This window comes from Paenibacillus sp. R-74696 (assembly GCF_055814915.1).
Genome location: NZ_JBPULM010000034.1, coordinates 58,535 through 71,760, shown reverse-complemented (window position 1 = coordinate 71,760; position 13,226 = coordinate 58,535). Strand labels below are relative to the sequence as shown.

Here is a 13,226-nt window from a genome sequence, read left to right as displayed (position 1 = left end):
CAATAATGAGCTGACTGCACAAACATCATTCAAAAGCCTCGGGCTTCATCTCGATGACCAGCCCTTCCACATGCTTGCGGCTGAGCTGTTTGCGGAGCTTGCGGTTTTCCTTGGAATCAAAGACGATACTCATATCATAATCTTCCCCAGGATACAGCTCCTCCCTGCCAATTGACAGCTTCAGCCGCTTTCGATTGAAGGCCAGCTTGCGGCCCTGCACCTGAACAATGACCTCTCCTCGGGCGTCAGCCGGACGAAAAACGATACCCAGTCGCTTCAGCGGATAAATCCATACCGCGTCGCCCGCTTGTAAGGGCTGCAAGGCGGTTTTGCCTGCGTCCTCTTCTTTTTTGCTGCTATTTTTCACTTGGGCCTCGGTATGAGCTTCGGTTTGAGCTTCGTTTTGTTCTGCTTTAACATCTGTGCTTAGTTCATCTTGGCCTAGGGTTACGATCTGCTGACGATTAGCTGCAAGCTGCTCGGCCCGCTGCATCACCCGCTCTGGCAAACCATATCGACGGGCAATTGCGAAGGCTTGACTTTCCCCTGCCTCACCAATGATCAATTGGTATAACGGAAGCAAGGTATCCGGATCAAAAGCCATTCGTGCATTCATACAGCCCTTCGTGCGCGAAGCATATTGCTTAATCTCATTAAAATGTGTCGTTGCCGCCGTCAAAGCTCTTCGATTGTGAAGCTCCTCCAACACGGCTATTGATAGCGCTATGCCTTCGCCTGGATCTGTGCCTGCCGCCAGTTCATCAAGCAGCAGCAAGGAACGCGGTCCAGCTGATTCCAGCATTTCGCCTAATACACGAATATGCGAGGAGAAGGTGCTTAACGATTGCTCCAAGCTTTGTCCATCTCCTAAATCTGCAATAATCGTCCGGAAAATGCCGAAGCGACTCCCTTCCCCCGCCGGAACCAGCAGCCCTGACTGAGCGAGCAGCGCGAGCAGGCCGATTGTTTTCAGCGTCGCTGTTTTCCCGCCCGTATTGGGCCCTGTAATAATGAGCTGGCTCCAATTCGGACCGAGCTCCACATCAAGCGGAACCGCCGACTGGCCAAGCAGCGGGTGACGGGCTTGTGATAAAGAGATGTGAGGTTCATCGGTCAATTGAAACGATTGACCAGCGTAGGAACGCGAAAGCTTGCCGCGCGCCATAATGAAATCGAAAGTGGCCATCGCCTCTAAATTAAGTCTAAGCTCGGCTTCATGCGCATCAGCCAAATCGGATAAGCCCGATAAAATAACAGTGCGCTCGCGCTCCTCCTCTGCCTCCCATTGCCGCAGCTCTACTTGCAAATCGGCCACATCAACCGGTTCTACGAATAAGGTTTGCCCGCTAGCCGATTCATCCCACACCGTGCCCGGCACCTGTTTGCGCAGCTCGCGCTTCACAGCGATAACAAGCCTGCCGCTTCGTTTACTAATAATCGACTCCTGTAAGGCTGATTTATATTTGGAAAGCGAAGCTTCCATTTTACGACTGATTTTATCCTCTACCGCGTAGCGATGCCTGCGAATTTCTGCGAGCGCAGCGCTAGCTTGATCGGTGAGGCTTCCGTAACGAATACAGCGGCTCAGCTCCTCCCGCAGCTCCGGGCAATCATGCATGGAATCTGCATAGCTGGCAATGATCGGTGCAATCCCCCGCTTACTGGCCATATATCTCCTCATTTGCATAACAGAAGCTAGCCATGTCTGTAATTGCTCCAGCTCCTGCTCGACATAAATTCGTCCTTTGCCCAGCAGCGCCAGAAAAGGATCAATCCCCTCCATCGCGGATAAAGGAACACTTGCCCCGGATGCAAGCAAGGCGGAGGCTTCCTCTGTCTCTGACAGCCATGCTTGAATTTGTCTAATTTCTATGCTGGGCATATGGCGTTCCGCCAGTAATCGCCCCGCTGGCGAAACGGTATAGTCGATCAATTGTTCCTTCAATTTGTCATATTCCAAACGCTTTAGCGTAGCTTCGTGCATCATTTTCAATCGCTCCTCATTAAAATCGGATGTATTTCCTATTTTGCTGGCGTGAATAATTCGAAATAAACCGAGCCTACACAACGTTGTCGCCCTATGTGAAACGACCAATTCGTGCAGATATAGATGCCTATTTACAAAAAAAACAGGAACAGAACGCATGAGCGTTCCATTCCTGTTTTAAACGGCTGCTATACCTAACCAAACGTTATTCAGCCTAACGCAACCGCCATATATAAACGGTTAATATTAGGAAATAACGCAAAAAAACCGTGCTGCAAGAGCACGGTGGTCAGACCGCTGCCGAATAGCATTCAGGCGGAGTCCACATGTTCTTAACTCTTGGTATCAGACGGCTGATGAATATGCGTTCATAGAAACCTGCCATAACTGCACAAAGCAGCCAGCAAGCTCCCATTCGCCTTCAACGCGATCTAATCTATCCAATTTATGAGTTAAGAACACCTGTCAACATAAAATAAACCCCTTCCTGAACCATCCAGCCAACAAAATATAATTCCAATTTACTTCAAGTACAAGCCTCTTGTCAACCCCATTAGCTTTCGCCAGAAACTTTATGCTCATGCTCTGTCGGGGCCAGTCTATACCTTGCTATACCGTCACTTCCAGAGCCGCCCTTGCAAACTGTACAGCAGCTGGAAGTCCATAATCGTTATTCAAATCAATGTCGTGAGACATATGCGTAAAAATCGTATGTTTCGGCCGCCAAAGTTGAAGCAGCTCCAGCGCTTCCGTTACATCATAAACAGAACGGGTTTCATAGGCGAACGGTTCTTTATAAAAGCTAGTGCCGAGCACCAGCAGATCAAGACCATAAAGCGGCTGCTGCTGTTCATCGGTCAGCCCAATGGCGTCAGAGCAATAAGCCCATGAACGCAATTCGACCGCATGATCGAAGCGAAAAGCATAAGCATAGCCATTTTTGCCATGATTAATTCGCCAGCTTGTTATATCCCAGCTGCCAATCCGCAAATTTCCGCCGTCTATCGCATGAAAATCGATTTGCTGCTGCAGCCAAGGAAAACGAGCGTTAATTTCGCTAATCACCTCAGCCGCTGCAAAAGCCTCGCCCTTCATGTTCAGCCAGCGGCAAGCATCGGCCCATTCCACTAGACCGCCAATATGATCAAAATGGGCATGCGTAATTAAAATCCGTCTGACGAAACGGAGGCCTGCCGCTTCCATTTGCCTTCCCCAATCAGGGCCGCAGTCAATCCATACCGTTTCATCAGCTACACCTGCAGGTCCCGCTCCCCATCCATCAAGCTGCACAAGAGAACGCAAGCGGCGATTAATGCCCGTGCTTCTCGCCTCTTCACATACCGCGCAGCTGCAATAAACACGCGGAACACCCATCGAATCACCTGTCCCGCGAAATGTAATGCGCATTATAGCGGCAGCAGTGCGACCTGCTCCTGTTGTCGCAGCTGATTAATCATATCGAGCCAAGCTTGCGGTTTATTAGGCAGCGCCTCATAGTAGCCTTCAAGAAAAGTCACGATGAGTGAAGCCGGCAAAAATGCTAAATTCTCATCAGCAGGCAGGAAGCTGAGCTGAAGGCCCGTTACGGCTTGACCCTCATGGTCCCAAGACGGATGTACATACGGGAAATCCAATCGGTTATATCCGATATGCGACAATACTTCGCGGCGCACAAATGGATTCATTGGCGTTACGCCACCAAATGCATGCTGCTCTTCCCTTTCATATGGGTTATAAATTTCCGCAAACATGCCGATTGATTCTGTGCCGGATTGCTCAGCAAGACGCGCCAAATCCTTTTCCCTAGCACGCAGCAGGAAGCGCCCGATGCCCTTGCCAGCTTGTCCAATTATGGTGAAGTCGGTCATCGCAACGCGCAGCTCTGGATAATAACGATATTCCGTGGAGCCTATTACTTTGCCGTCTTCTACCGCAACATAAACATGGATACCCACATCCTCGAGCGGTTCTCTCCATAGCTCATAAGCCAGCACTTCTTCCGGCGGAAAAATCGTTTGAAGCAGCTTATGCAGCTCCGCAAAATAAGGGTCGTCAATCGACGTAATACGATGATACAGCATGAAAATATCCCCTTTCATTAGGTACAGGTATTGGATTTAATCGGCAGCAAGAAATGGATTACGCCATTCCATCAAAGCTGCATAGCCGCAGGACTGCTCGTCTTCCAAATAATTAGCCGCCACCCCTGTAGGAGTACGGCCGCAGCGCAGCAGAAAAGACAGAACAGGGTCGCTGTATGTTCCAGCAACGACCCCACTAACGTAATTTTCCGGTGTTATTTCGTCTGCATAACGATGGTAGCCGGGCATACGCCCTCCACCAAGCAGCCTTTTTAGCTGTAAATGCACGACTGTCTCATACATCGTCTGCATCAGCCATTTTCCAATGCCCGACTTTCGATACTCTGGAATCACACAAATATCTACAACATAAAGCGTGTCGCCGCTGCCGTCATGATTGCGAATAAAACCATTATCCGTAATCGTTTCCCAGCTGTGTGAATGTCCATAATCATCCATATTAACAATAAGGCCTGTCATCGATCCGATAAGCCTGCCACCTATTTCAGCACATAGCGCACCTTCGGGAAAACGGGAAACATGTTCGGCAAGCTGCTCCTTGCTCCACCATAAATCCGAAGGAAACGGTGGCGGGAAGCTTTCGCGCTGTACGTCGATCAGCCCTGCAAAGTCCTGCTCGGAGTAGCGCCGAATGACAGCCTCTACCGGAGCATCCTCATGATATACATATAATTGTTTACGAATAATGCCACATCCCTTCTGCCAGGGAAAGCTTTAATACCAATCGGTATAAAGATCAGTGCGACGGTCCCGCCACGTTGTAACAGAGCCTGCGGTGCGCACATCTTCAAGCAGCTTCAGATCAAGATCAGCCACAACAAGCATATCATCATTAATGATTCCTTCTGCCAAAATGCCGCCCGGCGGAAAGGGGATATCATTAGGCGACAAAATCGCCGCTTGCCCAAAGTTGGCCCGCATAAAATCGACCTTCCGCAGCGAGCCCACTGTACCCGTCGTCACCACATAGACTTGATTTTCTATCGTGCGTGCATGAGCGCTATAACGAACGCGATAAAAGCCGTGGCGATCATCCGTGCAGGATGGGCAGAAAATGACGTCCGCCCCTTTCGCTCTTGCCATACGCACGATTTCTGGAAATTCAATATCATAACAGGTCAGCATGGCGATTGTGCCATACGGGGTTTGGAACACTTCCAGACCTTCGCCTGGTGACATCGCCCAATCGCTCACTTCCGTCGGGGTCAGATGGATTTTTGACTGACGGTCGATCTTTCCATCCGGATGGAACAGATGTGCAACATTGCGAAGCTTCCCGCCTTCCACTTCTACAACATGGGTTCCTGCCACAATGTGCATATTGTATTCCGCCGCCAGCTTAACGAACAACTCTTCATAGGCAGCTGTAAAGCTAGGGAGTTGGTCGAACTTCAAGGCTTTGCCGCTGCTGTCACTGATGGACAACAGCTGCGTTGTAAAAAACTCAGGAAATAAAAGAAACTGTGTGCCGTATTCCGAGGCATTGCGCACATAATGCGCGACCTGCTCGGCGAATTGCTCAAAAGAGCTGATGTCGGCCAATTTGTATTGAACGGCCGCTACTCTATATTTCAAAACCGACCCTCCTACCGTTACTTTCGTTGTTTAAATTGAAGTGTAATCGTCGTGCCAATATCCTGCTGACTGAATACATCTACCTTGCCATCATGCAAATCAACAATTCGTTTTGCAATGGAAAGACCGAGTCCGGCTCCGCCAGTCGCACGGCTTCTAGCACCGTCGACCCGATAAAAACGTTCAAACAAATGCGGCAGATCACTCTCTGGAATGCCTACGCCTCTATCTTTGACTTCAATCTTGACGATTGTTTTCACTTGGCTAACCGAAACATCAATCGAATCCTTACTATACTTTATGGCATTATCGAGCAAAATGACGAACAGTTGTTTAATTTTTTCTTTATCGCCATACATCCTGATCATTTTCGAGCTTGTTTTAATCCGAATCGGACGGTGAAACGTTGTCTGCAGCATGCCTGCCAGCTCATCGATAGCCTGAACGACATCGAACTGCTCCTGCTTCAGCCAATCCTCTTGCTCAGCTTCGGCAAGCGTTAGCATGGACTTAGTCAAGTTCTGCATCCGTTTCGCTTCCCGGTCAATCGCTTCAATCGCTTCATCTCGCACTGCGGCATCGTCGCGTCCCCAGCGCTTGAGCATATTGGCATAGCTGGAAATGACCGTTAGCGGCGTTTTGAGCTCATGAGATGCGTCTGCCACAAACTGCTTCTGCTTCTCAAACGTACGATCCAGCCGCTCAATCATTTGATTGAAAGCCCGAATCAGCTGCTGCAGCTCTGCAGATTCCTCGTGATTAGTCGTCTCAATAACTCGCAGCTTCCCGCTGCGGTCGATTTCCCGCATCGTCGTAACCATTTGCTGAATAGGCGCCGTCAGTCTAGACGTGAACCAATACGTACCGAATATCGCGAACAAAATCGCACCCGCGCTCGTTACCGTGAGCGCGGCCACTAAAATTTGCAAATAATTATCCAGCTCATTCAAGACTCTGTTAATTTCCAGCATGCCGACGATTTCTGTCCCATCGTAAAGGGGAACGCGCGTATACAAAATACGTTCGCCGCCCTTCGAAATCATACCGGTATCATGTTGCTTTTCAAAAGCTGCTGGGAGACCCAGCAACACAGGGTCCGAGCCTGTAATATTAACGACCTTGTTATCTAGCTGCACAATGCGAATCATTTCATTCACATTGTAATATTCACTTAGCAAATCCGAATTGTTAAGCCCTTTGCCGCTTTGGATTTGCGGATTTTCCAGCATGAGAGTGACTTTGTTTGCGATAACGCGCTCTTCGCTTTCTGTCGTAATCTTTATGACATAAAAATAAACGAAAATGTTAAACAAAATCAATATGAAAATAAGCCAGAATATCGTGAAAAGCGTAAATCGTTTACGCAGCGTCATGCGTCAGGCTCCTTGACCATATAACCAACACCCCGAACGGTATGAATGAGCTTGTGGCGGTAGCCTTTGTCCAGCTTTTGCCGCAAGTACCGGATGTACACATCGACCAGATTCGTCTCGCCGATGAAATCATACCCCCATACCTCGGAGAGGATATCCTCACGGGATTTCTCTTCATTTTTGTTTTCAACCAAATAAACGAGCAATTCAAATTCTCGCGGCGTAAGCTCGATAATAATGTCTTTGCGGAAAACTTTGCGCGTGCGCAGTTCAATCGTCAAATCGCCAACCTTAATCATATCCGAGCCTTCGGATTCACGCGGATTTTGCTGGAATATACGCAAAATATTACGAACGCGCGCGAGCAGCTCCTCCATTGCAAACGGCTTCGTAATATAATCGTTAGCCCCATGCTCAAAGCCGCTAACTTTATCGGGAACGGTATCTCTCGCTGTAAGCAAAATAACGGGCACCGTATTGCCCGCCTGTCGCAGACGGCGCAGCACTTCAATACCGTTTAGCTCCGGCAGCATGACATCCAGCAGCACGAGCTCCCACTCCCCTGACGATGCCATTTCATAGCCTGTCCGTCCGTCCAAAGCCGTGCCTACTGTATAACCTTCATGCTCAAGCTCAAGCTGTAAAATGCGGGAAATGCCTGCTTCATCTTCTACTACCAGGACACGTTCTTTCATCTTAAGCGTTCACCTACCTTAGCAAATATTCCTACATGGACCCGTTTTGTACTCATCATAAAGGAATCTTCGATTCAAATGCAAGCAAGCCGGACTACTGCCGCTTGCAGTCCGGCTTGCTTGTTTTCCTCAAGCGTTATTACGATCAAGGTGAAACGGCTGAAAGCCGTCCTCTTCCTCTGGCGGCGCGGCACGTTTCAGTCCGAGAAATATAGAGAAAGTATGGCAAAATCATATACTTTCCTATATTTCAAGCTGCAGCCCGTTTAATTCTGGGTTTGCATGGACCAGCTTTCGACATCCCAAGTTTTCGTAACCCAATCCTCATAAAAATCAGGTTCGTGGGACACGAGAACGACGGTGCCTTTGAATACGCTAAGCGCGCGCTTCAACTCGGCTTTTGCAATGACATCCAAATGGTTCGTCGGCTCATCGAACAAAATCCAGTTGCTTTCGCGCAGCATCAGCTTGCAAAGACGAACCTTCGCCTGCTCGCCGCCGCTCAATTGGTTGAGCGCCCGCGTAATATGCTCATTTTTCAAGCCGCAACGGGCAAGAGCTCCACGAACTTCACTTTGCGTCATATTCGAAAATTCATTCCATACATCATCCAGGGGCGTCATCGTTGGTGCCTTTGCTTCCTGCTCGAAATATGCCGGGTGCAAATAATCGCCGCGATAAACTTTACCGTCAAGCGCTGGAACGACGCCGAGAATCGTTTTAAGCAGCGTTGATTTGCCGACACCGTTGCAGCCTACGATCGCAATTTTGTCACCGCGCTCGATCAGCATGTTCATATTAGGCAGCAGCGGCTTATTGTAGCCGATGGACAACCCCTCCGCTTCGAATACCGTTTTACCGCTCGTACGGGCATCCTTAAAACCAAAGGTCGGCTTAGCCGCTTCCTCCGGCTTGTCGATGCGATCGATCCGATCAAGCTGCTTCTCACGGCTCTTCGCCCGTCCAGAAGTCGAAGCACGCGCTTTATTGCGCGAAATAAAATCTTCCTGCTTCTTGATAAAATCCTTCTGCTTCTCATAAGCGTCAATATGCTGGGCTTTGTTCATATCTGCCATCTCAAGGAACTTCTCATAGTTGGCGGAATAACGGGTCAGCTTGGAAAACTCCAGATGGTAAATAATATCAACCACTTGGTTCATAAAGCCCGTATCATGGGAAATCAGAACGAACGCATAAGGATACGACTTCAAATAGTTCGTGAGCCAATTAATATGCTCTTCATCCAAATAGTTCGTAGGCTCATCGAGCAATAAGACCGTCGGCTTCTCCAGAAGCAGCTTGGCAAGCAACACCTTCGTCCGCTGTCCACCGCTGAGCGCCGTTACGTCGCGTTCAAGCCCAATCGCATTCAGCCCTAGACCATTGGCCATCTCGTCAACCTTGACATCGATTAAATAGAAATCGCCAATTTCCAGCTCTTCCTGAATTTCACCCATCCGCTCCAGCAGCTGCTCCAGCGTATCCGGATCGGCATCGCCCATTTGCAGCGCAATATCATTCAATTCCTGCTCGAGCAGCAGCATCGGTGCAAAAGCATCCTTCAGCACATCCCGAATCGACTTGCCCGGCGTTAATTTCGTATGCTGATCCAGATAGCCGTAGCGGACGCGTGGTGTCCATTCTACTTTGCCTTCATCCTTAAGCAGCTTTCCGGTCAAAATGTTCATCATTGTCGATTTTCCCGTTCCATTGGCGCCTACAAGACCAACATGCTCGCCAGCCAGCAGGCGGAACGATACGTTTTTGAACAAAACGCGGTCACCAAACGTATGGGATAATTGCTCTACTGTTAATAAACTCATTTCTTCTTAGCTCCATTCATGCACTTGTTTATGGCAAGGATTCGCTCCATTCCCAGGCTGGGAATAGGACAAACAAAACCTCATCGTATGAAAACGCCCGCATCACTTTGCCTTTTCGGCGCTTGTGTCGGTGCGCAATACTTGTCGTTTTTAAGCTTATATATGTTTATGCCCGATCTATTGTACCACAAGAGCTGCTCAGTTGTGTAAAATTTCAATGTGGGCTTTGTCTCTTCAGGCCGCTGCTACTGTGAGGTGGACAAAGGAAGTTAAGCCGACCGGCTCCATCGGCAGCCTCATTTCCCTTTACCCTTTTTCACCATTTGGCCAATTAACTCAAGCAGCGGATTAAATGCCTGCTTAACAGGCTTGCCAAGCCGTTTGTCCTCCGTCACCCATTTGCCGCTCCAAAGCCCATTAAGCCAATCGGCTGCTGGCAGCATAGGCAGCACTGCTATTGGCTGCTCTGGCAGTAATTGCAGCCATTGCTCCCGCTCCACGAAGCGGTTATCCTTATTGGCCAACCATACGAAACGCCCTTCCTGAGCATTCAGCTTCTGCTGAAGCATTTGAAGGCGACGCAGCTGTGGCTGCTGCCATTTTGCCGGAAAAGGATCGGCGACTATACAAACCAGTTGACACCGAGACAGCCACTCGTCTGATGCTTGCTCATTGAAGCTCGAGAAATCGACAATTTTCACTCCGTAATGCTGCTGATTCAAAAAAAGCTCCCATTTTTCCAAGTCGTATGCTTCTGGCTCTATACGGGCAGGCTCTTGGGCAAGCCACTGGATAGCGCCTTCCTGCCAGGTCCAATAATTACCGAATGCTAGCCTTCCGCTAGCATATTGAGAGGGCAGGAGCGCATGCCATTCCGACTGATTGCTTGGAAATTCAGCTGCGATGCAGCTCACTCCGCTTTGACCAAGCAGCTTGGCTAGCGTAATAGCGGCAAAAGTTGCTCCCGCTCCGGGTGACAATGACAATAGGGCAATCGTGACGCCATTTGCTGCCGCACTAACGTGACCTTGCCTATTGGGGCAGCCGAATGCCGGCCTGACATGATCGCCACCAGCAAGTTGAACGATTGCCAGCAGTTCGCGCTCTACTTGCTCCATATTTGCGGTGCGGTCCTCGAGTCGATAGGCGAGCATCCTGCTAAGCACATTAGCCAACATAAGAGAGCCCTCTGCATTCATTCGACCCTTCCATTGAAAGTGAGGCTCTAGCCGTGGAACAACGGGAAGGGGCTGATACAGCTCACCCCCGCTTGCCAAATAATAGAGCAGTGCTCCAAGCCCATATACATCCGTTCGGAGATCACTTTGGCTGCTGCCTTGATACTGTTCAGGAGCTGCAAAGCCCGGTGTACCAAGCTTTTGCGTATCTTGGCCTCCCATTGCTTTAACCTGCCTTGCAATGCCAAAATCAATTAGACGCAGATGTCCGCCCCCTTCCTCCACCATGACATTGGACGGTTTTAAATCCCTATGAATGATTTGCGGCCTTTGACGGTGCAGGTAGTTAAGTGCCGAACACAACTGGAGCCCAAGCTGAACCACCTCAAGCAGCATCATTTGGCACTGTCGTTTTTGAAATTGTACAGCAAGCGTTTCTCCATGAATGAAATCCATCACAACCGCATAAACAGATTGTTTATGTATCGGAAAAGCATCCACGATATGAGGTAGGTTCGGATGATTTAGCCGCACTAGCATGCCCGCCTCCGCGGTAATGGAATGAGCTTCGTCCACTTCCTCCTCTACCGATAGAGGTGTAATTTTAATTGCCCGCAGCTTGCCCTGCAGCTTTCGGTCTTCCACCGCATATACGATGCCCATTCCTCCCTTGCCCAGCACCCGGATAACGGCATAGCGATCTGCTATTATTGAACCCGTCTCCCAAAGTGGGAGTTCATGCTCTCCTTCACGGATAACTTCGCTTCTTTCCATGTTGACCACCCTTCCCTAGAAATGCAAAAATCCCGGCTGGACAGACGAATCTCGTTCGTCTTCCAGCCGGGATGCTTTCCCGCTCATCGTTTAAAATAACATTAAACTTTATTTTAACGCTGATTATATCATGCAGACATCAAAAACAAAATAACAATTTAAGTATTATTCACTATGCGAATGTTACGATCTGCCCGCATATCCCGCGTTAAACTCCTGAATAATCTGGTCGCCGCCAAGCTTCTTCCACCGCTCTACTTCCTTATCGAACCCTTGCTCATCAAGCAAACCAAGAATAAAAGAGTTGGTCGCGTTTTGAATAATGATATTCAGCTCGCCTCCACGTTCATTGGCGGTTGGAGAATCAAGCGAGGCGGCAGGGTTGACGACGAGGAAGCTGCGATTATCCTCTGTCAAGCGGTCGCTTTTTTCCCTAAGCGGATCACCCTGCGGACGAATAGCAAGCGCTCTGAGCCCCATCAGCGAAATAAGCGGTCGTACCTCCTGCTCCCATCGCTCGCTTTCATTGGAGAGCAGCTCTACCATATCACCATTTTCCAGCTTATAGTGAATGCCTTCAACGCCATAATTCAGCATATATATGAGCTCTGGGTCAGCAAGCCGATTAAAAAATTCAAGAATGCGCAGCAGCTCAGCCTCGCTTTTTACCTGCGATTTTGGAAATACGAATATGCCGTTATGCCCCGCCTGCGACCATACATGCGGCTTGCCGTCAGGCCCGTTGATCCGGTTCACCAAATCAATTTCGGCTTTTGGATTGCTTTGAATAAGCGTCTTATATAAATTACGGCCATCATCCATGTTTCCTATATAAACACCCGCGCGCCCCTCCGTAAATTCCTCCCATTGCTGCTGCTTGCTCGTCACCGCAAACTGCTCATTCATTAATTTCCCTTCATACAGCTCCCGCATAAATTTCATCGTATCCTTATAAGCGCTGAACATAAATGCAGGCTGCAGCTCTCCACCCTTCCAGCCCCAATCATTAGGTGTGCCAAAATAAGAGGCCAGCGTTTGGAAAGCGCCAAACTTCAAATCGTTGCGATCCGTTAGGCCGTAGGTATCATTTAAACCATTGCCATCAGGATCATTTTTCGTGAACGCCTCCATTACTTTATAAAGGCTTTCCAGATCTGACGGAGCTTCCAGCTTCAACTGGTCGAGCCAATCCTTGCGGTAGATGATGCCCTGGCGGGATAAGTCTCGCTCCCGATAAATGCCATATATTTTGTTATCAATTGATGTATTTTGCAAAATCGTCTTGTCCATTGCGTTCAAATTCGAAAATTGCGATAAATAAGGACCAATTTCCCAAAAAGCACCGGCACGCACCGCACTCAAAAAAGCAGAATTGTGAATATCCTGAATCGTGACGATTTTGGTAAGCGCATCCGAAGCAAGCGCGATGTTCAGCTTATCCTCCTTCATTGCATCAGCGACCCAAATAATGGACAGCTTCGTGTTGGTCGCTTCCTCAATATGCCCCAGCACAACATCAGATGGCGGGCTTTCCGTGTATTGAACGGCTGTCCACGTTAAAGCAAGCGGCGCTTCCTTGCTCTGGGCGGCCACACTCTCATCGAGCTGTTGGCAGGAAACCATCACTACAGCTGCTCCGCATACTAAGGCCGTTAAAACCGATTTCGCACAGCGATGAATCTGTCTCTTCACAAAATTCATAGGCAACTTGACCCACTT

At 49.1% G+C, this 13,226-nt stretch carries 10 protein-coding genes; all 10 read right to left on the bottom strand.

All coding sequences use genetic code 11. The features are described from left to right. Positions 1-25 precede the first annotated feature (25 nt). On the bottom strand, positions 26-1,984 hold the full coding sequence (locus tag ACSR9A_RS17155; RefSeq protein WP_473758596.1) for an endonuclease MutS2: 1,959 nt from the start codon (positions 1,982-1,984) through the stop codon (positions 26-28). Between the two features lie 612 nt (positions 1,985-2,596). After that, complete coding sequence (locus tag ACSR9A_RS17150) at positions 2,597-3,397, bottom strand: MBL fold metallo-hydrolase (RefSeq protein WP_473758595.1); 801 nt, start codon at positions 3,395-3,397, stop codon at positions 2,597-2,599. After that, entirely contained in the window at positions 3,394-4,068 is a 675-nt protein-coding gene (locus tag ACSR9A_RS17145) for a GNAT family N-acetyltransferase (RefSeq protein WP_473758507.1), read from the bottom strand. The genes ACSR9A_RS17150 and ACSR9A_RS17145 overlap by 4 nt, the downstream gene beginning before the upstream one ends. 36 nt (positions 4,069-4,104) lie before the next feature. Next, a complete protein-coding gene (locus ACSR9A_RS17140; RefSeq protein ID WP_473758594.1) occupies positions 4,105-4,776 on the bottom strand; it encodes a GNAT family N-acetyltransferase in 672 nt (223 codons plus the stop codon). Between the two features lie 27 nt (positions 4,777-4,803). Then, complete coding sequence (locus ACSR9A_RS17135; protein WP_473758506.1) at positions 4,804-5,664, bottom strand: carbon-nitrogen hydrolase family protein; 861 nt, start codon at positions 5,662-5,664, stop codon at positions 4,804-4,806. Between the two features lie 17 nt (positions 5,665-5,681). Continuing rightward, positions 5,682-7,037 carry a HAMP domain-containing sensor histidine kinase gene (locus ACSR9A_RS17130; protein ID WP_473758505.1) on the bottom strand — a complete coding sequence of 452 codons (1,356 nt, stop codon included), beginning with the start codon at positions 7,035-7,037 and terminating at the stop codon, positions 5,682-5,684. After that, positions 7,034-7,732, bottom strand: a complete 699-nt coding sequence (locus ACSR9A_RS17125; RefSeq protein ID WP_338551486.1) for a response regulator transcription factor — start codon at positions 7,730-7,732, stop codon at positions 7,034-7,036. Before ACSR9A_RS17125 ends, ACSR9A_RS17130 begins: the two co-directional genes overlap by 4 nt. A 266-nt stretch (positions 7,733-7,998) precedes the next feature. Beyond that, entirely contained in the window at positions 7,999-9,555 is a 1,557-nt protein-coding gene (locus ACSR9A_RS17120; RefSeq protein WP_473758504.1) for an ABC-F family ATP-binding cassette domain-containing protein, read from the bottom strand. Positions 9,556-9,851: 296 nt separating this feature from the next. Further along, the gene (locus ACSR9A_RS17115; protein WP_473758503.1) at positions 9,852-11,507 is read right to left on the bottom strand and encodes a serine/threonine protein kinase; all 1,656 of its coding nucleotides are present in this window, start codon (positions 11,505-11,507) and stop codon (positions 9,852-9,854) included. 183 nt (positions 11,508-11,690) lie between these two features. Next, a complete protein-coding gene (locus ACSR9A_RS17110; RefSeq protein ID WP_473758502.1) occupies positions 11,691-13,208 on the bottom strand; it encodes an extracellular solute-binding protein in 1,518 nt (505 codons plus the stop codon). Positions 13,209-13,226 lie beyond the last annotated feature (18 nt).

Excerpts from the sequence above, each read along its gene's own strand:
- ACSR9A_RS17125 (WP_338551486.1), bottom strand. The coding sequence starts at position 7,732 with ATGAAAGAACGTGTCCTGGTAGTAGAAGATGAAGCAGGCATTTCCCGC.
- ACSR9A_RS17155 (WP_473758596.1), bottom strand. The coding sequence starts at position 1,984 with ATGCACGAAGCTACGCTAAAGCGTTTGGAATATGACAAATTGAAGGAA.
- ACSR9A_RS17145 (WP_473758507.1), bottom strand. The coding sequence starts at position 4,068 with ATGCTGTATCATCGTATTACGTCGATTGACGACCCTTATTTTGCGGAG.
- ACSR9A_RS17115 (WP_473758503.1), bottom strand. The coding sequence starts at position 11,507 with ATGGAAAGAAGCGAAGTTATCCGTGAAGGAGAGCATGAACTCCCACTT.
- ACSR9A_RS17130 (WP_473758505.1), bottom strand. The coding sequence starts at position 7,037 with ATGACGCTGCGTAAACGATTTACGCTTTTCACGATATTCTGGCTTATT.
- ACSR9A_RS17110 (WP_473758502.1), bottom strand. The coding sequence starts at position 13,208 with ATGAATTTTGTGAAGAGACAGATTCATCGCTGTGCGAAATCGGTTTTA.
- ACSR9A_RS17120 (WP_473758504.1), bottom strand. The coding sequence starts at position 9,555 with ATGAGTTTATTAACAGTAGAGCAATTATCCCATACGTTTGGTGACCGC.